The following is a 22,683-nucleotide window of genomic DNA, read 5'->3' as shown; positions in this document are numbered from 1 at the left end:
TGAATGAAATGCGCGATCGCTTGATTGAATATGGCGTCTCCCGCAAGACACGGGTTTAGCAAGCTTCGCCCCCGCAAGGGCGCATGACGATTTCAGCCCCGGCAGCGACACGGCGCCGAGCCTATGGCTCGCTACAGGGCCAATCTTCAGGCCTCGTCAAGCCAGAAGGCAACTCGGTCCGGGCGTCTCCGCAAGCCATGTTGAGCTGCCACTGGGACAGACCCGCCGAATTGGAAAGATCGAGGCCCTCGATACGGGTCTGAAAGAAAAAAGCGCGGTCAAAGTCTATCGGCGCGGTGAACGTCGCTCCTCGGAAGTCCGCCCGCGCGAGATTGGCAAACGAAAAGCGGCTGCCGCTGATATTGGCGTCATGGAACTGCGCTCGCCCCAATTCCGCCTTTGTGAAATCAACATTGGTCAGATTGGCGTCCTGGAAATTCGAGCGCTGCACTTCCGCGCTCGTAAACACAGCGCCCTGCGCGTCCATACGGCTGAAGTCGGTCCTGTAGGCCTCGATTTTGTCGAACCGGGCGCCTTTGGCGGTCGAGTCGGCCAGGGAAGCACGCACAAGCGTTGCCTTCTCAAAATTCGCCGCAAGGAGATTGCTGTTCCTGAGGTCGGTCGACGTGAAATCAACACCGAACAGGTTCGCCCCGCTCAGGTCCTCTCCTGTTAGGATGAGAAGCTTTTTGTCACAGTCCTGCCAATTGACGCCAGGCGTCGCGGCTGCGTCGCAATTTTGAGCGGCAGTGGCGTTCTGCCAAGCAAATACAATGCAAACCGCTAGAACCAAGCCGGATGCGCCGTAAGCTCTGGTTCGTCTCAAAGTCATTGTTGCTGGACCTCTGCTACTCGCCGACAATCAACCTTACCATATCTGCTGACACTCGAAAGCGACGGCATTTTGCCCGCTAATCCCGCTAGTCCCCACCGCCAAATGAAAAGCCCGCCACCGTTGAGGCAGCGGGCTAAAATGGTGGGCGTCGGACCTATTGAATGCAAGCCCGGCGGGTAGCGCTCAGGGTCGTAGTGCGACGGCGAGACGAGCATGAAATCGTCTTGAGTGCGCACAGGGATCATTCCGAAGTTGTTGCGGTAAGCGTGGAGGAACGGCAGAACGATCATGTCGTTGCTCGGCTTGATCGCACGTGGTACGGCGCCTGGATCGAGCAGGGTCATATGCCGCTCCTCGCAAGCACTTCCTGAGATTCCAGATCGTCGGGCCACATGACGGTTTCGCCGTAGTCTCCCGGGCAGGACCCTTCCAAGTCGCCGCCGTCCTCGTCGTCGCAGTGGTCGAGCTCCAGATCATCGAGGCAGCCGAGCGACGGCTCGTCGTCTGCTGTCTCCTCCAGGTCGCAATCGACTTCCATGAGATCGAGCGCGGTGATCAGCGACATGGCGCGAAAGTCGTTGAGGCGCTTCTCGACCGACTGGCGCCATTGGCGGGGATCCATACCCTTCGGCATGCCGAGAGGCTGCAGGATGGGCTTGTGCGCGTTCATGACAAGCCCCTATCGTGGTTTTCATAGTAGATGCCGAGGCCAGTTGAGGCCGGCCAGACGTGTGCCTTCCACAAGGCACGTGGATGGTCAGAGTGGCTGATGTCGGTCAACCAGTCATCCATTGCCTCGGCAAGTTCCCGAGCGAGGCGGTTGACCCGCTGGACCGGCAATTCGCGCGGCAGGACGGGCGACGCCGACGCCGCTGAAGCAATGGCCGGAACGGAGGCGATTGCTCCAACAAATAGGGCGCGACGGGAGAGTCTCCCGAGGATTGGGCTTTCAGGCTGGTCAGAAAAGCGGTGCATAATCCGGTCTCCTTCGGTTGCATTTTCCTTGGGAAACGCATTGGGAAGGATGCAAAGGACGTCGACAAATACCCTACAAAATCAGCCTGTTATGCGAGAAATCTGGCGGAGAGAGCGGGACACTCTCCTCCAGGCCCCTGAACCCCTTGCATCCCTTGACTTCTGGGCTTTGAGGACTCACCTGTGGGGCACCAACGTGGGGCACCGGGTACAGAATGGCCAACCAGCGGCAATATCTTGAATGGCACGGGCAGCAGTGGCGGGTCCGCGTTAAGGTCCCTGCTCGGGTGCGGGATTTGATTGGCCGAGGCAAGTTAACTCACCCCCTCCACACCGCCGACCTCAAAGATGCAGATGCACGTAAGTGGCCGATTGTGTCTCGGCTTAAGGAAGCCATTTCTGCTGCGGAGAAGGCACTCGCAACCAGTGACCCCTTGGAGGCTGAAGCTCTCCGGCACCGACTGTCCAACGACGAGGAAGACACTCAGTTTGCCGTAAGGCTTCGCGCCGAGCAGGTTGAGGAAAGTCAGGGGCTGGACCGCGCAAAGGCCTTCTTCGCCCTCGCTAGCGGACTGGCCACACCGCTGGACCACCATGCAGCCGACTTCCTCAAACACCAAGGCTACCGGCTCAAGTCTGAGGGGGACTTTCGTAGGGTGCTGGGTTGGCTTGGCGATTGGCTGCGCGATAGTCGGCTCCCCGTCTCGCTCGAAGTGATGCGGAGAGTGGAGGCTGGCAAGTTTGTCTCGGGGTCCCTTGTGGTGGGGAGGGGCCACCAGAAGGCTACCGCCTATCTCGGGTTCCTAAAGCAGTATTGGGTTTGGCTTCTTAGCAAGGGGCACTTGGTAGGGGAGAACCCATGGGCCGGCCAATCGTTTCCCTCAGCTCCCAGACAGCGGCGTGAGGCGGAGACGGACAGGGGCAAGCGACCGTTTACAGATGCGGAGATGATCAACCTGCTTAACGGCGACGGCGGCCCGTTGCTTCGCGACCTTATGCCGATGGCGGCGCTCAGCGGAATGCGGATCGAGGAGATTTGCCAACTTCAAGTTTCCGACTGTCGCGAAGAGGTTTTCAACGTGTGGGCAGGCAAGACCGACAACGCCCGCCGTACCGTCCCAATCCACAGCGGTCTTACAGAGATCGTAGAGCGTCGTACGGCGGGCAAGAAGGAAACCGACTATCTGTTTGACGACTTGCCGCCCATCCCAAAGTCGCGCGAGACGCGTTCCGATCCAGCCGCCAAGCAATTCACGCGGTATCGCCGAAAGGTTGGGGTTGATGAGAGGCCAAACGACAAAGCCAAGAGCAATGTGGATTTCCACTCGTTCCGCCGCTGGTTCATCCGCAAGGCACGTGATGCCATGCTTGCGGGGGCTGAGGGCTTTGACGAGTGGACCATCACGTGGGTGGTTGGACATACGGACAGCGAGCGGGCCAAGAGCCTAGACCTAAGCCAGCATGGCTACGCGGGGCAGGACCCGGAGAAGGCTAAGAAGGCCCTTGTGGAGGCCGTGAAGCTGCCAGAAGCTGGCCTCGCACGTGTCCCCTGTTGACCGCCCAAGCTCTTTCGGTCTTACGTGTTGAATTGAAGGTTTAGGGCTGTGGCACGGCTGGCAACTCCATCTTCATGCAAGCTTGAAATGATACTTTGTTCAGCGTTGGAGGCTGTCACCATATGATCAAACAAGAACCATATGCCCGCCCGCCAATAACGGAGGTTGTTCTTGATCTCCAGTTTCAAACAGAGATTTCTGCTAGAGATTTAGAGCGAATTCGAGACAAATTGAAGAGATTCTATCCTTCGATCGAGCCGATACGCGGACTTCATTTAGACATAAAGGAAAATACGACCACCCCGACTTTCTCGATTAATGGTTTTAAGCTGACGTCAGCAAACGGAGCAGACATTGTGTTGCTCAACAAGACGAACATTGGCACAGTGAGATTGGCTCCTTACCAAGGTTGGGACAGTTTGTTTAAATCGACACAAACTAATTTTGACTTGGTTCTCAGCGTGCTCAAGCGTCCGGTCATAACCAGAATAGCTAGCAGATTTATCAATCGACTTGATATACCGTTTGGAAATAGTGCGAAAATTACCCCTGCAGATTACTCTCTCGTGGGCGTTAACTTGCCGCAGGGATTGGCCAAGCAGTCAATTTCGGAAACGGCGAGAATCGAGTTTATCGAGGAGAGCGAGGGGTTGGTGGTTGTTATTAACAGTGGGGTTGTAAATCCTGCGTTGATCGACCACCTTTCATACCTGATTGATATCGATGTAATCCAGCAAGAGAACGTTCCTCTGCGCTACGATGATATGTGGAAACGTCTTAGTCAGTTCCGCTCAGTGAAAAACAAGATATTTGAAAGCTGTTTGACGGATGCAGCGAGGGCACTATTCAGATGACCGCACACCACCTTGCAACTGAAAGGGCTCCTGCGTTGCCGGAAAAGTGGGCGAGGTCAGGGCCGGCTGATTTTACTTCGCTATCGGGACGGCTTTCGCCAAACCCAGCACCGAACTTGGATGGCGTTCTTGGCGCGGCGATGAGCAATCCGCCTGTCACAATAACCGAAACAGCACCTGATCCGAAGCCCCGTGATGTGGAGCTATTCGACGCGCGAGTGCACCTGAAGGTGGCCACGTCGCAATATGCTATGCATCTATCTTCGGATGAACGCGCAAGGCTATTTGCGGAAGTCGATTACCTCCTTGAGACCGAAGCCTGGGACGAAGAAAATGCACTTCCGCGCCAGCAGTCCTTCTTGGGTTTTTTGAGATGGACCATCCTTTCTAAGAATAGCAGCTGGACCTCGCTGGGCTTAGATGGAGACGGCAGCATCTTGCTGGCCTGGAAAAAGGGGCAAAACGTCCTGACGGCAAATTTCGTCGATGCCAACGAGGCAAAGTGGGCTGCTCAGTTAACCATTGGATCGAATAAGGAAGTATCTGTCGGTCAAGGACCGCTTAAATCATTTGCTGAACACGCTGTTTTTCATCTGAAGAGATTTTAATGGCCGAGCAGAGAATTCCTGATGATCATCACGTAGTACGACATTGCCCAAGAGGCCACTCCATTAGAGAGAATGGAAAGGTTACTGGGGTTTATCCAGAATTCTTTAAGTTGCGGGCTGAAGTTGGTCTAAGCAAAACTCCAGAGACGTATTTGTCCGCCTCCTACTATGAGTATTTTGGCGGTGCAGCAGATGATCGGATGCTTCGATGCCTTGAAGCGACTCCGCGCGATATCGCCGATAGTGAAGCGATGGTTCGGCTTGGCGTTGGGCTTATGTTGGCTCAGGCTAAGGCCACGAAAAAGAAGGTGCGCGTTTCTCATATTGGAAACAAGAAGAACCCTGCATACGCCAAAATTACTGGCACAGGGCAGCCGGGAATCCTTGACGAGGAGCTAGCTGCGTTGCTCTCTGCTAAAAGTATTGTCGAAATTGCTATGGCCGGAGACATCAGAAGAAAGGTAATAAAGGACCTCGGCGCCGATAAGGCGGAAAAGGACTCCGAGGCAGATAAGGCAAAAAAGGACCCGACTTAGATAATGGGTCGCACATTTGAGACACCATCTCGTGAGGGCGTCGGCGAGCTTTTCCCCCCGTGCCGCCTCCCGGCGCTTCGTTTTCCAAGCTACTGCCGGCCCCGCTCTCTCGCTGTGGTTCCCCAAACCCACCTTGCTACCGTGATGGCAAACAGAACGCCCAGCGACATGAGCGCCATAATCAGCGTCCAGGCTATTCCTATTATCGCCGAGCCTTGCCAGTCGAATGGCCGCAATGTTGTTTCGAACTTCATCGTACCCGCACGCATGGCCTGCATCTCGGGCCATGATACGTAAAAGTCCCTGCCCGTAAGGCAAAGGTCGCGGACATTGATATTGCCGACCGGATTCTGTCGCGAGGCCAGTTGTTCGTCGCTCTGCCGAGCTGCGCACTCATAGGCAAGCTTCATAGAGCTTTGGGTTGCCGCGTCTGCGCTGTATCGGTCCAGCACGTCCCAGCTATGCCAGCCAGCACCCATCAAGCCCGCGACTAGAGCAAGGCGCAACCCTCGCAGAAACCACTTTCTATAGAGCCCCATTAATTGCCCCTCTTTGAGGGAACGGTATCAGACTTGGGGCCGGCGCCAAGCCTCCATTGCTTGTCTCACTAGGGCAAGCCCATGTGAGTCCTGCCAACAGCCGCCCAATTAGTCTCACATAAGTGGTCTCTTGACATTTCGGTTGCCAGTCTCACATAATAGTCTCAGATGAACGCCAATGGGAGACACAATGTCATGGCCACATCCGCACTAGTCGGCTACGCCCGCACCTCCACCACCGACCAAAAGGCCGGCCTTGAAGCCCAGCTTCGCGACCTTGAGCAAGCGGGATGCACCAAGGTGTTCCGCGAAGAGGTGTCGTCTGTGGCTACCAATCGGCCACAACTTGCAGCCGTCCTTGAATGGGTACGCGAAGGCGACATGCTGGTAGTCACCAAGCTGGACCGACTAGCACGCTCCGTGGCCGACCTCGTGTCGATCACTGCGGCATTGAAGGCAAAAGGGGCAGGCCTGCGCATTTTGGCGATGAACCTCGACACCGCCACCCCCACAGGAAAGCTGATGTTGAACCTTCTCGGCTCAATCGCAGAGTTCGAACGGGAGCTAATGCTTGAGAGGCAACGAGAGGGGATCGCAAAGGCCAAGGCCGAGGGCAAGTACGAGGGGCGGCAACCTACGGCCCGCGCCAAGGCAAAGGACGTGATGAGGATGCGGGCGGAGGGGAAATCTGTTAGCGATATGGTGGCGGCGTTAGGGATCAGCCGGGCTAGCATTTTTCGGATACTGGCAGAACACGCAGAGGCGACACCTACAAGCTAGTGTTGAGGGGATGGAGAATGCACGAGAAGGCAAGATGTCTGGTGGCTGGTGCCGTTCTGTGGCTCACGCTAGTGGCCTCTGGGCCGGTTGCTGCCGAAACGGTGGACGTGAAGTATCGCGGCGCGGTAGACCTCGCCAAATTTCAGTGCACTGGGGAGTTGGACAGCAGCGTGGTCAAGCGCGTTTGCTACAACGCTGAGCACTCCTATATGCTCATCCGCCTCAAGCAGACTTGGTATCACTACTGCGAGATTGACCCGGGAACGGTGTCAGCGCTGTTGGCCGCAGAGTCCAAGGGATCGTTCTACAATTCGAGCATCAAGGACTCGGGGACTGGCGGCAAGTTTGGTTGCCGTGACAAACCGATACCCAATTTTTAAGTGATGCGTCAGGGGGTAAGGCATGAAGTGGTTGCTAACGCTGTGTTTTTTGGCGCTACCTTGCAGCGCTTCCTTCTCCAAGGAACCGTTCGCGTACTCAGGGTTCGGATCGGCGACTTGCGCTGAGATTGCGCGATTGCACCCAGCCGACAAGACACCGATAGGTGCAGCTGTCTTATCCTGGGCTCAGGGATTCATGAGTGGCATCAATATCAGCCATCTAGCCCATAAACAACCGATGCGGGACTTAGGAGATGTAACGACCGAAGGCCAGTTGGCATTCCTGTTGAACTACTGTGATGAGAACCAGCTTCATCAATTCGCCTCCGCTGTGCTCGCGCTTTATGGGGCCTTGCCGGAGATACCGCCGAAGAACTAGACGATCACCATGTGCAACCTCTACAACATCACCACGTCCCAAGAAGCAGTCCGCCAATGGACCCGCGCTCTGCGGGACATCTTGGGCAACCTTGAGCCGTCCATAGACATCTATCCCAACCAACCCGGCCCGGTGGCGCGCAACGCTCTGGACGGGCAGCGCGAGCTTGCCAACCTTCTGTGGGGCATGCCGACACCGGTTGAGCGGATGAAGGGCAAGGCCGACTACGGCACCACCAACATACGCAATCCCCAGTATGGCCATTGGCAGCAGTATGTCGGCGTCGAGAACCGCTGTGTGGTGCCCGTGACAAGCTTTGCGGAGCCGAGCCCGACGCCCGGCGACAAGGACCCCGAGACAGGCATCCAGCGGAACTATTGGTTCGCGCTCAATGAGGACCGCCCGCTGTTCTTCTTCGCTGGCCTCTGGACGCCGTGGCATGGGGTGCGCAAGGTCAAGGACGGCCCCGGCGACTTCGAGCTTTACGGCTTCATGACGACCGCGCCCAACGCCCTCATCAAGCCGATTCACGAGAAGGCCATGCCGGTGATCCTGAGGACGCAAGAGGAAACGGAGACCTGGCTGACCGCTCCTTGGTCGGAAGCGAGGAAGCTACAGCGCACGGCCCCGGACGATGCCCTTGTGATTGTCGAGAAGCCGGCCACACAGATTAAGTTCCCAGCGCAAACGCCACCCGCACCGGCTCATGGGTCGCTATTCTAGTCCAAAGTTGAGATGGGGGGTTTATGCAGCATCGTTTTATTGGCCCAGCTCTCGTAGCGGCCTCGCTCCTTTCCCTGACGACTGCATCTAAGGGAGGGATTGCGGTGGAGGGAACCCTAGATTGTGGAAAGTGGGTTGAGGCTCGAAGAGAGGCGAGCGCTGCCGGGCTCGAACATTATGTGCTCGGTCTCATGAACGGGTTGGCGCTAGGCTCTGGCGTCGAGTTCTGGAGGGCCGGTGGCGTGTCCGTGAGCCGCGAGCAAGTTTTCCTTTGGATGGACAACTATTGCCAAAAATCGCCTTTGGAGACCGTGGTTGGAGGTGCATTCGCTCTGATGAATGAGCGGACTGGGGCGGCATTCAGGGACAGATTCAAGCCCAAGTGAAACAACGTCCCGCTCAATCATCCTTCCATATCACTCGTCGCACCATGCGGATTTCCGCAAGCCGCCTCACGCGTATCTTCATGCCCTCCGATGCGCTTGGCAGCAGGATATCTACGTCAAGCTCTCGGCGTTTGCAGCGTTCGCAACGCATGTGGCGGGCCACGTCCCAAAACGGAATGTCCCCGACGAGCTTGGCTAGGTCCCCCGGCAGATAGTGGCGAGAGATGTTGCAGTTGATGCATCGGACGCGGATTAGCTGACCAACCTCGTGCGCTCGGCACAGGGTCTGCACAAGGCGGCGCGGTCTTCTGCTCTGTTCCGGCATGGCTCAAAAATAGGAACGCATTCCTCGCCGAGTCAATTCGCCCTTGACATTTTCGTTCCCTTTTTGTTCACTGTCAGCCTGAAGCTTTTAGGAGCAACCGTCATGGACCACATTGTGACACTGGACAGCCGCCAAGAAGCCGCCCTCCAGGCAATCGCCGACAAGTTCATTGCCCAGCACAAGGGCGACCCGGTGAAGGCGCTCAAGGAAATGATCGTTCTCAACGGCCACCTTCAGGACCGACTTGACGCGCTTGCGGCACCGCGCAGAGCCGCCCGCTAGGAGAGACACCGCGATGGCCACGATGCACTTAGACGCTGAGTCCAAAGCCGAGCTGCACTCCGAAGCGGAGAAGCTCATAGCCCGCTACGAAAGCCCCCTTGAAACCGTGAAGGCGCTTATGGCCTACAACTGCGAGCTTGAGACCCAAATCCTCGCCCTCGCTCACAGGTATCCGGGGCTGGTGGCGATCAGCTTCGACCCTACGCCGCCCGTGCTTGGGTGAGAGTGGCGGCGCTCAATGCATGACCTTATCGCGTTCATTGGGAGTAACTCTGCGCTGGTGGCCGCGAACCCCGCAGCCTTTGCCACGTTTGCCGTGCTGTTCGGAGGCGGTGGGTTTGCTGTTGGGCGGTATTTGCTGACTGAGCGCATAGCCAATCTGGAAAGCCGAATTGCAAGGCGCGATGAGGAAATCACGGACCTAAAGGCCAAACAGAAAGCGCCAGAGCTGGAGCCTTCGATGATACCCGTGTTCGGCACAACGGCGATTTTCCCCCGTGAACCCATCCCCTCCCACCGGCTCGTGGCTCAGCGGAAAGAGAACCTCGATGTCAGATAACTTGCTGCCGCAGCCCAAGGCACCCAAGCTAATTGTCGTCACCGCCTTTGACCGCGATGAGACCGGGGACCTACAGCCAGTCTTTGGGCCTGCCGAGCAGCAGACCGAGGACCGGGCGATAAGGACCGCTAAGGGCCTAGCGGGGAAACATGCCGGCGTAATAGCGTGGTCGCGTGAAGCCAACCCATCGCTTGGCGAATACGGTGAGCCCACGACGCTCTTTGTTGGTGGCGACGTGCCCGACATGGAGTGACGGGCTAGAAAAGGCTGCCCATGTTTGACCCACCTACAAAGCCTTGCTTGAGGGCGGTGCGCCAAGCGTCGCGTTCGGCCTTCCAATCGGTTGTGCAGAATGTGGCCTCGTCGATCGGTGACATCTGCGCAGGGGTCTGGGAAAGGTAATGGAAAAGATTATCGCTGGTCGGCTGAGCCCGCCAAATAGTTCGCTGACCGCAATCGGCATCCACTAGCGACAAGATGTCATCCTCTTGGTAGCGTCTCGTCAGTTGCTGAAACTGAGTTTCGATCCAGCTTGGCGCAGTGTAGGTGATGGAGGCCAAAGCTGGGCGAAAGAGCGTGATCGGTTCGGTTAATTCTCCGGCATACGACTCCCCGCTGATATGAGCCCAAGGCATTCTCGCCATCTCCGCCAATTCGTGTGACTGAAAGCGATAACGAGGAACGCTTGGCAGTGTCACGGCTGCCACCAGTACGGTTATCGCGGCGACAGCTCCGGGGTGTGGGGAGTGTCTCCAGGCCTTTCTCGCCGCATACGCCAAGAGGTAGATGGGTGCGGCAATGACAAACCCACCATAGATCGTCTCAAACAAAATACGCTCAAGGATTGGTCCCATCGGTTTGCCCTGAGGTAGTAGCCTGCGGTGCGCCCCCGCAAGCAGCCTCCTCATGACCCCCTGATCGGGGAGTTGGAAAACCGAGTTCCGGTTCCTGCGGCCTTTAGTTCCGGAGAACCTGGACATACGCCACAGGCTCCCCGACCAAAAAGTCGAGGATCGGCACCGATGTTTTCGGCACCATGTTTGAACTCAGGGTTTCCACACCCCGGAACGCCGCGTGAGCGCTCGGGGCGCACAATGATTCAAGGGGGCGTGAATTGCAACATCCGAGTAGGGAGCTGTGGCATATGGGCTAGTTGGCAGTTGGATGGGGGCATCACGCGCTTTTGGCGCATCTTGCGGCATTTCGGCCACTTTTGGCTGTTCCCTTGCCAGCCAACTAGGCTTAATTGGACTGTTGGTCGCATCTAAATTGGAACCCATCATGACCAACACATCACATACAAACTTCAGACTTTTTGTAGCCACAAGCACACGCGAAAACGCTGGGCCGTTCAAGGACCAACTGTTCGCCTACGCTTGGGCGTTAGTAACCGACAGCGGCAAGCCCATCGCACGCGACGCAAACCCTTTTGGCGATGGGGGGAAAGGCGATCACACCAAGGGCGTTTTTCCGGCCATTCGCGATGGGCTGAAGACTGTCCTTGCCGGCGCATCTGTCGCCGTAATTACCCAGCTGAAACACGTAAGGGACCACCTGAATACCCCGCCCTCGGATCGAAGGCGAAGGGGCTATCTCAAATCAAACAAAACGCCTTTCGCTGACAAGGCGGCTTTGATTGTCCTTGATGACGATTTGGAAGGAAGATCCATTTCGATTTCTGGTCGAACGCCTGCCGACGAGTTCGAGACGACCCTTCTTGGAGAACTACAAGACTGGGCGCATGAGAAAGCCAAAAACAGCGGACTGCGACCGAAAGACTGGAACCTTTGATGTCAGCGTCGCGATCCCAGCTGGCCTCGTTGCCCGAAGACTTCCACAGAGTACCGGCAGAGACATTGACATGCGGGACTCCCGGCTGTGGTCGGCCTACCTCCTTCGCCGCCGGAACAGGGCGCTCGCAATTCCATTGTCGGTATCATGTGCAGTGGAAATCCCGCCACGGGTCGCACTGGCATGGAACATATCGTGCAGCTGAACTGAGACCTTACCTTGACTCGGCATCCCGTTGGCTGAGGGCTGAACACGGAAGCAATCCCGCTGTGGCCGTTGCTACAACGGAAATGCAATATTTGCTGGCCGGGTCCGGCAGGGTTGAACCTGCGATGAGCCTGCGCGGGCTCAGTGCTGCCACTAGGGCGCGGATTGCATTTGCCCGTCTAAGTGATGCGGAGGTCCTGGCAAGCAAGCTAGTGGCCATCTATGTGGCCGTGGCGGCCCTTATCGAAGACGACTTTGGAAGCCCCAGAACGCGCGAGTTCCAAAACGTACAAGCCGCAAAGGTAGCACACCGCTTGGCGAGCGGAACTCATCGTCGGTGGCTGATGTGGAACCCAAAGGGCGCGGACGTGCCGGTTGAAATTCACGCCTACCCTCGATCCGCAGGGCTCGTGCTACGGAAAATTGGAGAGGCCATGGCAAAGGTTGTCGATCCGCTAGTTGCCGCAGCCCTGCCGGAAATCATCCAGCTGAAAGTCGAAAGATTCGGCCCCCATCCATCCCATCATGCGGCGGCGGAATGAAAACTCGCGGGCACTTTATTGTGTGACTTGATCGGGCATCATGGGGACGCACAGGTTGAGCGCTTAGCTCCCCCCATTCCCCTTATGGCGGCGCGTGGTGGTGGCCTTTAAGCTCAACGCCTCCCTAGCCCCATCTCCATCGATGTTAACTCAAAGCCAAACATGAAGGCCCGCTATGGAGAGGGTGGCTTGGATGGACGATACCTCCGCCTCCTCAGACTATTGGTTTGATCCTTGGGCAACCTCTCAAGGTCCTAACCTTAAGGCCCTCTCGGCCTCCATCACCAAGCATGTGCTCCAAGCCACCGCTAAGGGTCCTCAAGCCCGCATCAGGCAACCCCGGATGGAGCAGGTGGAGAGGGTCACCAACATCGTGTCTTGCCTCGTGGCCAACCTAGCAGCCATGCATCAAGGTCACCCCGAGCATAGCCGCCTAGCCATCCCCCTGCGCCACACCTCACAGTCCCGCTATGACCGTAGGGGCTTGGGGCACCTCCCCCATGTCATCGATGCGATGGCCACCATGGGCCTAGTGATCAAGCATGCAGCACACATCAAGAAGCGGAGGACAGGCATAGAAGCAACAGGGAGCCTCCTCGATGCCCTGCTCAAAGGGACTGCGGCGGAGGTAGGTAGAGCAGAGGGGGAGGAGACCATATGGCTGACTGCAAGGATGGGCCGTGATGCCGTTGGCCACAAGCTCCCCTATCAACAGGTGGACTATGTGGACACCCCCGAGACATACTTATTGCGGGGGGAGATGGAGGAGATCAATGCCTTCCTCACCACCCAGTGCATAGAGCTTCAAGGACACCCCCGAGCCGGCTTCAAGCTAACCCGCCGCTTCCTGCTGCGCGACATCGGGGACCCGCACACCTTCAGCCTGCATGGCCGGCTCTATGGGGGCTTCTGGGAATCCTTGCCGAAGAGGCTGCGGGGAGACCTACGCATCAATGGGGAGCCCATAGCCGACCTCGACTTCGCGAGCATGTTCCCAAGGCTTGCCTATGCGCGAGTAGGAGCTAAGCCGCCTGAGGGTGACCTCTACGCCCTCCCCGGCTTGGAGGGGCACCGTGCTGGCGTGAAGGCCTGCTTTGCGGCCATGCTGTCGTCCTCGAACGAAATGACCCGCCTACCGAGTGACGTAAAGGAGGCCTTGCCGCCGGGCTGGACGGGGAGAAGATTGGCGAAGGCGATTGGGGCTAAGCATCCCGCCCTCGTGCCGCTCTTCGGAAGGGACATCGCGCTGGACTTAATGTTCACCGAAAGCTCCATCTTGGTTGCCGTCTTGCTGCGGCTGGCGAGGGTGGGGATAGCGGCCCTACCGATGCATGATGGGATTATGGTCCAGGTGCGTCACAGCGAGGCGGCGAGGAAAACGATGAAGCAGATAGCGATTGTTAAAGTGGGTTTGGAAATCCCCGCAGTAATCAAATAGATGGTTTCGAGATGTTGCGTTGCTGGCGAGTTGGCAGTGTGCTTGGTAATAGCTTTGGGGAAAATCATGTGGATCATTCGGCTATTTTCATTGGCATTGCTGCTCCCCGCTGGCGCATCACCTGCCTTGGCTTACTGCTCGGAGCCTTCCGCACCATCCTGCGCTTCTCGCTATGGGAGCTTCAGCGATCAATGGGAATTCGACAGGTGCAAACGAGACTTGGAGAGCTATAGGTCAGACGTCGAGGAGTTTATGTCTTGCAACAACCACGAGGCGCAGAACGCAATAGACGCTGCTAAGAATGCCAATGAATCGGCTCTCTCGGGCTTCAACGAAGCCGTAAGCGACTTCAACCGGAAGGCATCCCAATGATCAGCGGAATGCTGGTTCGCTCGCATCCGAAGGCCGGTCACTAACCACCTTGGCAACTAGGATTCGACAGTTTTACGCATCTGAGGCAGAATTGGCTGTGGGGTCTTTCCGGCTATGTCTCGCGTGTCGCGCGTCTTATTGTATACGTTGCTGTCGCTGCTGGTAGTTCCGGCGGCAAGCGCTGAACTGCAATTTCAGGCGAGGCAAACTGAGGGCGGACTCCCCTATATTTTCGTGACGGGCGACTTCACATATCAGGACGATTTGTCGAGGTTCGAGGCCTTGGCGCGATCCAGTTCGTCCATAGCAGTGACGTTTCAATCGCCGGGGGGAAATATCCAAAAGGCGATGGATCTTGGTCGGCTCATTCGCAGGCTAGGTCTCAGCACCGTGCAGTTCAGGGCTGTGGAGTGTGCTTCGGCCTGTTCCTTGGCCTTCCTTGGTGGTGTCATCCGATATGCAGAGCCGGGGTCCATTGGGGTGCACAAGTCATCATTCAGTGGCGATTTGTCGGTAACTACCAAGGACGCTGTTTCTGGTATCCAACAGATCACTGCTGACACCATAACCTACATGCTCGAGATGGGCGTAGACCCAGCGCTGCTTCAGCTATCGCTGCAATATGACAGCGACGACATACGATATCTCTCCAAGAGCGAGATGGAGCGTTACAGAGTCGTCACACCGGAGCCAGCGGCAGGTGAGCAACCGGCAGCTAGCCAAGCCCCACCTCCGACGCCACAACCTCTCCAAGCGCCATCGCAGCCACAAGTCGCGTCATTGCCACCAACGCCCGACAATCTATCACTTGCGGTCCCGCCAGCTCATTCCGGGCGAATAGGGCATCCCAAAGGCTCAGCCCCAATCAAAGCTGAGCCGAACGGAAAGTCGGCGAGTGTCGCAGTGCTGAGAAACGGAAGCTCTGTCACAATCCTTGGGAACAATGGTCGCTGGTATAGGGTGCAGTCGGGAAATCAAATCGGTTTCATGCACGACACTTGGGTCCATGTTGACCAATATGACAGCGGTCCGTTTGGACAGTTTCACGTCCAGGTCAAAAGTTTCGACAATCTCGCTGAAGCCGAGTCGTACGTTCGGTCTGCGTCGGTTCCTCTTGCCGCATATCTCGTTACCAACGGCTGGTTCGCAATCACGCTCAAAGACACATTTGCTGAGCCGATGGCTAAGAGCCTCGCCAAAGAGATGAAAGCAAGGGGCACAATCCCCGATGATGCGTACTCGACCAACGGCAACACCTACGTTCGCCGGGTCTGCTGTAACTAGCCCGGCCCGATAGTTGCACTATCTTGGGGCACCAGCGTGGGGCACCGGGACGCCGAGCCATCACAAAAAGTCTTTTTAAATCAGAAAGTTAGTGGGCTCTATGTGAGCTGGCGGAGAGAGCGGGATTCGAACCCGCGTTACGGTCTCCCGTAAACACACTTTCCAGGCGTGCGCCTTCAACCACTCGGCCACCTCTCCGTCCATGCATGTCGCGCCGGCCGGTTTCGCCGCGCGGGTTGGGGAGATGCACCTCCCTTGGGACTATGGCGTGGAACTCCGCGCCGGCGCCGCCAACCAGCGAACGCCTCTCCCCTGCACCTGAGCCGTCGAAGCAACAGGCGCGGGGCTCATCTAGTCGATCCGGCGCCGAATGCCAAGCCATAACGGCAGTCTATTCGCTTTGCCGGCCACACAGCGTTTCGCGAGCCTGCCGGCGCCCCCGTTTTGAGGCGCCGCCACCCGAATGATGTGCACAGGCAAGGCCGCAAGGCTGGCGGCGCTTGACTTCGCCCGGGGTCGCCTGTCTCGTGGTGGAAAGACTTTGCGGGGGCATCGTCCGGACATGACATCGAGCAATGGACAGACGCCAGCGAGGCGACCGGACAGCGGCCTGTCCTTCGTGCCGCCGGGATGGCTCGTCTTCGTCATGGCATGGTCGGTCTACGGCCTGATCTCCGGCTGGCGACTGGTCGGCGACTACGGCCTGCCGGACAGGGTCTTCTATCTCGTCTATAGCGGGCTCGCCGTCGACATCATCACCATCCTGTGGGGGCTTTATCTGCTCGGCCTCGCCTTCGGCCGCTCCGCCCGCTTCCCGCGTCATTTCACCATCTGGCAGATCGCCACCATCATCTGGCTGCTGGCGAGGCAGGCCTATGTGCTGACGATTTCCGATTTCGTCTTCTCAGGCCAGGCGCTTGTGGTCACAGCTGCCGAGATCGCCATCGGGGTTCTCTGCATTTATCTGCTGCGCCGCGGTTCCGAAGCCGGGACCGTCTACGCCAATCCTGAAACCGAAAGCCCGCCTGTCTTCGTCTCGGTTGTCGCCGCCCTGCTCGGCATCATCCTCGGCGCTGTCATCGGCGCCGTGGGTGGATTCTTCGCCGGCTCGGTAATTGCCGATGCCACCGACATGAGCTGCTTCGAGGGCGCCTGCGGCTATTTTGCCGTGTTCATCGGCATGGCCGGGCTGGTCGTCGGCGCCATCGCTGGTGGCCTTTTCGCCGTCTGGCGCGTCCATCGGCGCAAACGCAAGCCGGCGGCATAGGCCGGACTTCAAATTCGCGTATGGCGATTGCGAACCTGGCACGCGCATTCTATCTCTCGTTTGAAACCGGACGACCCTCGGCAGGAGCTTGAGGACTGGCCGGAAGGAAAAGGTTCCTGAATGTTTCGCTTGCTCTTTCGTCTTGCCTCGATGGTCGCGCTGTCGATTTCCGTCATCATGGCGGTGCTCGACGCGACGCGCACCGTGGCGGCTTCGGCGCTGGTGCTGACCCCGCTCAACGCCAGTTGGCTGGCGGTCTCGCCCGACACGCGGGCCGCCTTCGAAACCTTGGTGCGAACCAAGGCCGGTCCGCTGCTGTGGGACGTCGCCATCGCCTGGGTGCTCAACCAGCCGGGCTTCGCCGTGTTCGCGGTGCTGGCCCTCCTGCTCTATGCGATCGGCTACAGGCGGCAGCGACGCCCTGGACAGTTCGCCGCCACCTAGAGCAATTCCAGGAAAAGTGTGAAACGGTTTTCCGTCCGGAATTGCGTCAAACAAAGAGATATAGGGGCGGACCCAAAAGCGGGCACCGGTTCTTGGGAAAACCCGATGCTCGAACGATAGACCACTTCTTGTGTCCCACCATCGGAGACCGCGCATGTTCTTTCTCAGCGACATGCTGAACAAGAAGCTCAATCTGCCGAAGCCGTCCGAGGCGTTGCCGGGCCGCGCCCGGGCGATCCCGACGACTTCCAGGCATCAGGTCCTGAAAAAGCCTCTCAAGGGTCCCTATCCCGAGGGCTTTGAGTGGGCGCTGTTCGGGCTCGGCTGTTTCTGGGGCGCGGAGCGGTTGTTCTGGCAGCTCGAAGGCGTCTGGGTCACTGCGGTCGGCTATGCCGGCGGCATCACGCCCAATCCGACCCATCAGGAAACCTGCACCGGCCTTACCGGCCATGCCGAAGTGGTTCTGGTCGTCTACGACCCCAAAATCGTCTCCTATGCCGCGCTTCTGAAGCTGTTCTGGGAAAGCCACGACCCGACGCAAGGCATGCGCCAGGGCAAGGATGTCGGCACCACCTACCGCTCCGCGATCTACACATTCGGGGATGCGCAATTACGGGCCGCGAGCGCCTCGCGCGATGCCTACGAAACTGCTTTGCGCGCGGCCGGCCATAGCAGAATCACCACAGAGATCGCGCCGGCGCCTGAATTCTACTTCGCCGAAGGCGACCACCAGCAATATCTCGCGAAGAACCCCCACGGCACTTGCAACCTCAAGGGCACCGGCATCTCTTGGATCCCGGCTGCCATCTCCGCCTGACGCCCTTGGCGCAAGGATCGAGCCGCAGTGCGGCTTGCCCGCGCCATGCTTTTCCAAAAGGTCAAAATTCCGCGTGAATTTTGTTTCGGGCCGTGCCAGATTGCCGCCGAGCGGGAGGGGAATACACTCCTGGCTGATGTCGTATGCCTGCCGAAGAACCGGGCCGGCATGCGGCGCGTAACGGAAAAAATAACCGACAGGGTGTGGATCACATGAAACGTATCGTTCTCGGCCTCCTGGCCGCAACCGCAATGGTTCTTCCGGCTTTCGCCGCGGATGTCCAGCCGGCCATCCTCTATGATCTCGGCGGCAAGTTCGACAAATCCTTCAACGAGGCTGCCTTTCATGGCGCCGAGAAATTCAAGACCGAGACCGGCGTCGCCTATGTCGAGTTCGAAGTGTCCAACGCCTCGCAGCGCGAGCAGGCGCTGCGCCGCTTCGCCGAGGACGGCCGCAACCCCATCGTCATGGCCGGCTTTGCCTGGGAGGATGCGCTGAAGAAGGTCGCGGCCGAATATCCTGACCTCAACTTCGCCATCATCGACGATGCCGTCGATCTGCCCAATGTCCGCTCGCTGGTATTCAAGGAGAATGAGGGCTCTTACCTCGTCGGCATCATGGCGGCGATGGCTTCGAAGTCTAAGAAGGTCTCCTTCATCGGCGGCATGGACATTCCGCTGATCCGCAAGTTCGAATGCGGCTATGTCGGCGGCGCCAAGTCGGCAGGCGCGACGGACGTCATCCAGAACATGACCGGCGACACGCCGGCTGCCTGGAACGACCCGGCCAAGGGCGGCGAGATCGCCAAGACGCAGATCGACCAGGGCTCCGATGTGGTCTACGCCGCGGCTGGAGGCACCGGCGTCGGCGTGCTCCAGGCTGCGGCGGATGCCGGCAAACTCGGCATCGGCGTCGATTCCAACCAGAACGGCCTGCAGCCCGGCAAGGTGCTGACCTCGATGCTCAAGCGCGTCGACGTTGCCGTCTACACCGCCTTCCTGGACGGCAAGAACGGCACCTTCAAGGGTGGCGTCGAGAATCTCGGCCTCAAGGAAGGCGGCGTCGACTACGCCATGGACGACAACAACAAGGCGCTGGTGACCGACGAGATGAAGGCGGCGGTCGAAAAGGCCAAAGCCGACATCATCGCCGGCAAGCTCGAAGTGCACGACTACACCGCCGACAACGCCTGCCCGTATTGATCGGCACGGACGTACAGCCATTATCTGCAAACCGCCGGGCGCAAGCCCGGCGGTTTTGCGTTGGCTATAGCTTGCCCGCCAGATAACCCAGCGCGAAGACCACGATCAGCCCGACGGCAACGGCAAATCCGCGACGGCCGCCAAGCGCGTGCAGGCCGAAGCCGTGCGGCGCCTGCGACAGGCTTCGGATCACCGTCGGTGATTTGGCATCGCTGCCGCCCAGACCGAAGGTGCGCATCTGCGGCAGGTCGGCAATGCGCTGCGTGATCTCCGTCCAACGCTCTTCGCCATCAGCCGGTTTGGCGCGGTCGAAGAGGTGCATGCGTTCAGCAAGTTGCACGACCGCATCGCGGAAGGCAGCGTCGATCTCCAGGTCGCGCTCGGCCCGTTCGCGTTCCGCATCGTTCATCAGGCCGAGCACATAGTCGCCGGCCCGCGCGACGCGATCGCTTTCACTGGCCATGACTTCCCCCTCCCCTTCTTCCTCACCAGTGCGGCGGCTTGGTTATGGGCACGTCCGGCGCCGCCTGCTCCTCCAGCGCCAGGAAGCGGTCCGTCAGCGCATCGAGCTTGCGCTGCATGCGCTCGATCACCTTCCACTGCTCGGCGATCTGGCCGGATAGTTCTTCGATCGTCTTCTCCTGTTCGGCGGCGCGGATCTCCAGCGTCGTCAGCCGGTCGGCGGGCATGATCATTCAAAGTCCCCAGTCTGGCAGCATAATGCCTCGCAGCGCAGTGCATGGCGACGCCTTGCGCCGCGATGTCAATTTCACCTTTGCCATAGTAGCGAATGTGAAGGCCCCGGCCACGTTGGAAATTGACAAGCACACCGGGATTTGTCGAGAGTGACCAATGCTCCGCCAATTGGCACGGGCGGAGTGTCATGCTAGGCGTTTTGACCAAGCGATAAAAAATAAGAGTGGGACAGGCTGCATGGCGCAAGCCGCAATCGAGTTGATTGGTATCAACAAGAGTTTTGGCGCCGTGCGCGCCAACCGCGACATCAATCTGGAGATCGCACGCGGTACCATCCATGGCATTGTCGGCGAGAACGGCGCCGGCAAGTCGACGCTGATGTCGATCCTCTATGGGTTCTACCAGGCCGACAGCGGCGAGATCCACGTCGGCGGCCAGCCGGCCTCGATCAAGACACCCAATGACGCCATCGCGCTCGGCATCGGCATGGTGCATCAGCATTTCATGCTGGTCGACAATTTCTCGGTGCTGGAAAACATCATTCTGGGCGCCGAGAGCGATGCGCTGCTGAAGCGGAGCATCGCCAAGGCGCGCTCTGAACTCGACCGTCTCGAACGCGAATATGGGCTGGAGGTCGATCCCGATGCGATCATCGAGGAACTGCCTGTCGGCCTGCAGCAGCGTGTGGAAATCCTGAAGGCGCTCTATCGCGGCGCCGAGATCCTGATCCTCGACGAGCCAACGGGCGTGCTGACCCCGGCCGAGGCCGACCACCTGTTCCGCATCCTCGGGCAGCTGAAGGAACAGGGCAAGACGGTGGTGCTGATCACCCACAAATTGCGCGAGATCATGGCCATCACCGACACCGTGTCGGTGATGCGCCAGGGCACGATGGTGGCGACGCGCGAGACCAGGAAGACCACCGTCGAGGAACTGGCCGAGCTGATGGTCGGGCGGCGCGTGCTGCTCAGGGTCGAGAAGGGCGAGGCGGATGCTGGCGCCGTCAAGCTCGCGGTCAAGAACCTGACGGTGAAGGATACGCGCGGCGTCACCATGGTCGACGACATCTCCTTCGACATTCGCGCCGGCGAGATCGTCGGCATCGCCGGCGTCGCCGGCAACGGGCAATCCGAGCTGCTTGAGGCGATTTCCGGCATCCGGCACGCCGTTTCCGGCTCGGTCATGCTCGACGGCAAGCCGATCGACCTGACGGGTGCCGCCGATCCGGGCGAATTGCGCGACCGCGGCCTCGCCCATGTGCCGGAGGACCGCCATCACGTCGGGCTGGTGCTGGCATTCGAGGAGAACGAGAATTCCATCCTCGGCTATCACGACGACCCTCGCTATTTGAAAGGGCCGTTCCTCAACATCGATGCCATCCGCAACGATGCCAAGGACAAGATCGCCAAATACGACATCCGTCCGGCCGACTGCCGGCTGAAGACCGCCAACTTCTCCGGCGGCAACCAGCAGAAGATCGTGCTGGCGCGGGAAATGGAACAGGACCCGGGTGTTCTCATCGTCGGCCAGCCGACACGCGGCGTCGATGTCGGCGCCATCGAATTCATCCACAAGCGCCTGATCGCCATGCGCGACCAGGGCAAGGCGGTGCTGGTGGTCTCGGTCGAGCTGGACGAGATCCGCTCGCTCTCCGACCGCATCCTGGTGATGTTTGCCGGCCGCATCGTCGGCGAGCGCGGCCCGGAAGCGACCGAAGGCGAACTCGGCCTGCTGATGGCTGGTGTCGAGCATCAGGAGGCCGCCCAATGAGCACGCCTTACGCCAAACTGCCGGCCTGGGCCGATTACGGCCTGATCCCGCTGATCAACCTGTTCGTTGCCTTCGTCGTCGCCGGTTTCGTCGTGCTTCTGGTCGGCGAGAACCCGTTGCGCGCCGCCGTCATCCTGGTCGAAGGCGCCTTCGGCAAGGGCACAGGCATTGCCTTCACCCTCTTCTATGCCACCACCTTCATATTCACCGGGCTTTCGGTGGCGGTGGCGGCGCATTGCGGCCTGTTCAACATCGGCACCGAGGGGCAGGCCTACATCGCCGGCCTCGGTATCGCCGTGGTCTGTCTTTCCTTCGACAGCGTGCTGCCATGGTGGCTGACATTTCCGCTGGCCATCGTCGCTTCGTCGGTCGTGGGCGCGTTGTGGGCGCTTATCCCCGCCTACCTGCAGGCCAAGCGTGGCTCGCACATCGTCATCACCACCATCATGTTCAACTTCATCGCCGCTTCGATCATGGTTTACCTGCTGGTCGGCCCCTTGAAGCCGGCAGGGTCGCAAGCGCCGCAGACGCGCAACTTCCTCGCCGGCGCGGAACTGCCGAAGCTCAACTGGATCATCGAACTGTTCGGCGCCAAGATCCGCTCGGCGCCGCTCAATGTTTGCTTCCTGCTGGCGCTGGTCATGGCCTTCCTGGTCTGGCTGCTGATCTGGCGCACCAAGCTTGGCTACGAGATGCGCACCTACGGCCACAGCCCGAAGGCGGCACGCTATGCCGGAATTTCGGAAACCCGCATCATCATCACCGCCATGATGATCTCCGGCGCGCTGGCCGGCATGATGGCGCTTAACCCCGTGATGGGCGACCAGCACAATGTCGCGATCGACTTTGTCAGTGGCGCTGGTTTCGTCGGCATCGCCGTGGCGCTGATGGGCCGCCTGCACCCGGTCGGCATCGTGCTGGCGGCGATCTTGTTCGGCATGCTCTACCAGGGCGGCGCCGAGCTTGCCTTCGAAATGCCGGCGATCAGCCGCGACATGATCGTCATCATCCAGGGTCTGGTCATCCTGTTCGCCGGTGCGCTCGAGCACATGTTCAGGCCGTACATCCAGGCGCTGTTCGCTTCGTTCAGTCCGCGATCGGTCGGCATGGAAGCGGTCAAGGGGAAGGGTGCCTGA

29 protein-coding genes and 1 tRNA gene are annotated in these 22,683 nt (G+C 59.0%); 22 read left to right on the top strand and 8 right to left on the bottom strand.

Annotated elements, in window-relative coordinates; translation table 11 throughout:
- Positions 1–121: 121 nt before the first annotated feature.
- The 4 genes from AC1DYW_RS24835 to AC1DYW_RS24820 are packed head-to-tail and all read right to left on the bottom strand — an operon-like array spanning position 122 to position 1,810.
- Positions 122–832: a pentapeptide repeat-containing protein gene (locus AC1DYW_RS24835; protein WP_095084655.1), complete on the bottom strand. Its 711-nt coding sequence runs from the start codon at positions 830–832 to the stop codon at positions 122–124.
- A complete protein-coding gene (locus AC1DYW_RS24830) occupies positions 829–1,179 on the bottom strand; it encodes a hypothetical protein (protein WP_477227953.1) in 351 nt (116 codons plus the stop codon). The genes AC1DYW_RS24835 and AC1DYW_RS24830 overlap by 4 nt, the downstream gene beginning before the upstream one ends.
- On the bottom strand, positions 1,176–1,505 hold the full coding sequence (locus AC1DYW_RS24825; RefSeq protein ID WP_477227952.1) for a hypothetical protein: 330 nt from the start codon (positions 1,503–1,505) through the stop codon (positions 1,176–1,178). Before AC1DYW_RS24825 ends, AC1DYW_RS24830 begins: the two co-directional genes overlap by 4 nt.
- A complete protein-coding gene (locus tag AC1DYW_RS24820) occupies positions 1,502–1,810 on the bottom strand; it encodes a hypothetical protein (RefSeq protein WP_457154669.1) in 309 nt (102 codons plus the stop codon). Before AC1DYW_RS24820 ends, AC1DYW_RS24825 begins: the two co-directional genes overlap by 4 nt.
- A gap of 215 nt (positions 1,811–2,025) precedes the next feature.
- On the opposite strand from AC1DYW_RS24820, the gene AC1DYW_RS24815 reads away from it, so the two are divergent.
- The 12 genes from AC1DYW_RS24815 (at position 2,026) to AC1DYW_RS24760 (ending at position 9,970) form a co-directional block, all read left to right on the top strand.
- Positions 2,026–3,366 carry a tyrosine-type recombinase/integrase gene (locus AC1DYW_RS24815; RefSeq protein WP_477227951.1) on the top strand — a complete coding sequence of 447 codons (1,341 nt, stop codon included), beginning with the start codon at positions 2,026–2,028 and terminating at the stop codon, positions 3,364–3,366.
- A gap of 122 nt (positions 3,367–3,488) precedes the next feature.
- Positions 3,489–4,220: a TIGR04255 family protein gene (locus AC1DYW_RS24810; protein WP_477227950.1), complete on the top strand. Its 732-nt coding sequence runs from the start codon at positions 3,489–3,491 to the stop codon at positions 4,218–4,220.
- Positions 4,217–4,828 (top strand): hypothetical protein, encoded by a 612-nt coding sequence (locus AC1DYW_RS24805; protein ID WP_477227949.1) that lies wholly within the window; start codon positions 4,217–4,219, stop codon positions 4,826–4,828. The genes AC1DYW_RS24810 and AC1DYW_RS24805 overlap by 4 nt, the downstream gene beginning before the upstream one ends.
- Positions 4,828–5,364 (top strand): hypothetical protein, encoded by a 537-nt coding sequence (locus tag AC1DYW_RS24800; protein ID WP_477227948.1) that lies wholly within the window; start codon positions 4,828–4,830, stop codon positions 5,362–5,364. Before AC1DYW_RS24805 ends, AC1DYW_RS24800 begins: the two co-directional genes overlap by 1 nt.
- A 707-nt stretch (positions 5,365–6,071) precedes the next feature.
- Complete coding sequence (locus AC1DYW_RS24795; protein WP_477227947.1) at positions 6,072–6,683, top strand: recombinase family protein; 612 nt, start codon at positions 6,072–6,074, stop codon at positions 6,681–6,683.
- 17 nt (positions 6,684–6,700) lie between these two features.
- On the top strand, positions 6,701–7,063 hold the full coding sequence (locus AC1DYW_RS24790) for a KTSC domain-containing protein (RefSeq protein ID WP_477227946.1): 363 nt from the start codon (positions 6,701–6,703) through the stop codon (positions 7,061–7,063).
- 196 nt (positions 7,064–7,259) lie between these two features.
- Complete coding sequence (locus AC1DYW_RS24785; protein WP_477227945.1) at positions 7,260–7,442, top strand: hypothetical protein; 183 nt, start codon at positions 7,260–7,262, stop codon at positions 7,440–7,442.
- A gap of 9 nt (positions 7,443–7,451) precedes the next feature.
- Positions 7,452–8,165 (top strand): SOS response-associated peptidase, encoded by a 714-nt coding sequence (locus AC1DYW_RS24780; RefSeq protein ID WP_477227944.1) that lies wholly within the window; start codon positions 7,452–7,454, stop codon positions 8,163–8,165.
- 813 nt (positions 8,166–8,978) lie between these two features.
- Positions 8,979–9,158 carry a hypothetical protein gene (locus AC1DYW_RS24775; protein ID WP_477227943.1) on the top strand — a complete coding sequence of 60 codons (180 nt, stop codon included), beginning with the start codon at positions 8,979–8,981 and terminating at the stop codon, positions 9,156–9,158.
- 13 nt (positions 9,159–9,171) lie between these two features.
- Positions 9,172–9,381 carry a hypothetical protein gene (locus AC1DYW_RS24770; protein WP_181057344.1) on the top strand — a complete coding sequence of 70 codons (210 nt, stop codon included), beginning with the start codon at positions 9,172–9,174 and terminating at the stop codon, positions 9,379–9,381.
- Positions 9,382–9,396: 15 nt separating this feature from the next.
- Positions 9,397–9,717, top strand: a complete 321-nt coding sequence (locus AC1DYW_RS24765; protein ID WP_477227942.1) for a hypothetical protein — start codon at positions 9,397–9,399, stop codon at positions 9,715–9,717.
- Positions 9,707–9,970, top strand: coding sequence for a hypothetical protein (locus AC1DYW_RS24760; protein WP_477227941.1), 264 nt, complete (start codon positions 9,707–9,709; stop codon positions 9,968–9,970). The genes AC1DYW_RS24765 and AC1DYW_RS24760 overlap by 11 nt, the downstream gene beginning before the upstream one ends.
- Positions 9,971–9,974: 4 nt before the next feature.
- Here the strand turns inward: AC1DYW_RS24760 and AC1DYW_RS24755 are convergent, their stop codons facing one another.
- A complete protein-coding gene (locus AC1DYW_RS24755) occupies positions 9,975–10,571 on the bottom strand; it encodes a hypothetical protein (protein WP_477227940.1) in 597 nt (198 codons plus the stop codon).
- A gap of 427 nt (positions 10,572–10,998) precedes the next feature.
- Here AC1DYW_RS24755 and AC1DYW_RS24750 point away from each other — a divergent pair, with 427 nt between their 5' ends.
- The 4 genes from AC1DYW_RS24750 to AC1DYW_RS24735 all read left to right on the top strand — a co-directional run bounded on the left by AC1DYW_RS24750 (position 10,999) and on the right by AC1DYW_RS24735 (position 15,351).
- Positions 10,999–11,508 carry a hypothetical protein gene (locus AC1DYW_RS24750; RefSeq protein ID WP_477227939.1) on the top strand — a complete coding sequence of 170 codons (510 nt, stop codon included), beginning with the start codon at positions 10,999–11,001 and terminating at the stop codon, positions 11,506–11,508.
- A gap of 269 nt (positions 11,509–11,777) precedes the next feature.
- The gene (locus AC1DYW_RS24745) at positions 11,778–12,257 is read left to right on the top strand and encodes a hypothetical protein (RefSeq protein ID WP_477227938.1); all 480 of its coding nucleotides are present in this window, start codon (positions 11,778–11,780) and stop codon (positions 12,255–12,257) included.
- 193 nt (positions 12,258–12,450) lie between these two features.
- On the top strand, positions 12,451–13,695 hold the full coding sequence (locus AC1DYW_RS24740) for a hypothetical protein (protein ID WP_477227937.1): 1,245 nt from the start codon (positions 12,451–12,453) through the stop codon (positions 13,693–13,695).
- Between the two features lie 486 nt (positions 13,696–14,181).
- Complete coding sequence (locus AC1DYW_RS24735) at positions 14,182–15,351, top strand: SH3 domain-containing protein (protein ID WP_477227936.1); 1,170 nt, start codon at positions 14,182–14,184, stop codon at positions 15,349–15,351.
- A 108-nt stretch (positions 15,352–15,459) separates the two neighbouring features.
- On the opposite strand, the gene AC1DYW_RS24730 is transcribed toward AC1DYW_RS24735, so the two are convergent.
- Positions 15,460–15,549, bottom strand: a tRNA-Ser gene (locus AC1DYW_RS24730).
- 364 nt (positions 15,550–15,913) lie between these two features.
- On the opposite strand from AC1DYW_RS24730, the gene AC1DYW_RS24725 reads away from it, so the two are divergent.
- The 4 genes from AC1DYW_RS24725 to AC1DYW_RS24710 all read left to right on the top strand — a co-directional run bounded on the left by AC1DYW_RS24725 (position 15,914) and on the right by AC1DYW_RS24710 (position 19,081).
- Positions 15,914–16,618, top strand: coding sequence for a hypothetical protein (locus AC1DYW_RS24725; protein ID WP_477227935.1), 705 nt, complete (start codon positions 15,914–15,916; stop codon positions 16,616–16,618).
- A gap of 120 nt (positions 16,619–16,738) precedes the next feature.
- A complete protein-coding gene (locus tag AC1DYW_RS24720; protein ID WP_457154671.1) occupies positions 16,739–17,062 on the top strand; it encodes a hypothetical protein in 324 nt (107 codons plus the stop codon).
- A gap of 154 nt (positions 17,063–17,216) precedes the next feature.
- Entirely contained in the window at positions 17,217–17,879 is a 663-nt protein-coding gene (gene msrA / locus AC1DYW_RS24715) for a peptide-methionine (S)-S-oxide reductase MsrA (RefSeq protein ID WP_457154672.1), read from the top strand.
- Between the two features lie 212 nt (positions 17,880–18,091).
- Complete coding sequence (locus AC1DYW_RS24710) at positions 18,092–19,081, top strand: BMP family lipoprotein (protein ID WP_095084992.1); 990 nt, start codon at positions 18,092–18,094, stop codon at positions 19,079–19,081.
- A gap of 64 nt (positions 19,082–19,145) precedes the next feature.
- On the opposite strand, the gene AC1DYW_RS24705 is transcribed toward AC1DYW_RS24710, so the two are convergent.
- A complete protein-coding gene (locus AC1DYW_RS24705; protein ID WP_095084673.1) occupies positions 19,146–19,544 on the bottom strand; it encodes a hypothetical protein in 399 nt (132 codons plus the stop codon).
- Between the two features lie 22 nt (positions 19,545–19,566).
- On the bottom strand, positions 19,567–19,773 hold the full coding sequence (locus AC1DYW_RS24700) for a SlyX family protein (RefSeq protein ID WP_184877134.1): 207 nt from the start codon (positions 19,771–19,773) through the stop codon (positions 19,567–19,569).
- Between the two features lie 241 nt (positions 19,774–20,014).
- Here AC1DYW_RS24700 and AC1DYW_RS24695 point away from each other — a divergent pair, with 241 nt between their 5' ends.
- Together AC1DYW_RS24695 and AC1DYW_RS24690 are read left to right on the top strand one after the other, a co-directional pair.
- The gene (locus AC1DYW_RS24695; protein WP_477227934.1) at positions 20,015–21,547 is read left to right on the top strand and encodes an ABC transporter ATP-binding protein; all 1,533 of its coding nucleotides are present in this window, start codon (positions 20,015–20,017) and stop codon (positions 21,545–21,547) included.
- Complete coding sequence (locus AC1DYW_RS24690; RefSeq protein ID WP_095084676.1) at positions 21,544–22,683, top strand: ABC transporter permease; 1,140 nt, start codon at positions 21,544–21,546, stop codon at positions 22,681–22,683. Before AC1DYW_RS24695 ends, AC1DYW_RS24690 begins: the two co-directional genes overlap by 4 nt.

The sequence above is a fragment of the Mesorhizobium sp. P2_D5 genome, assembly GCF_056404355.1.
This window is presented reverse-complemented; position numbering and strand designations above follow the sequence as displayed.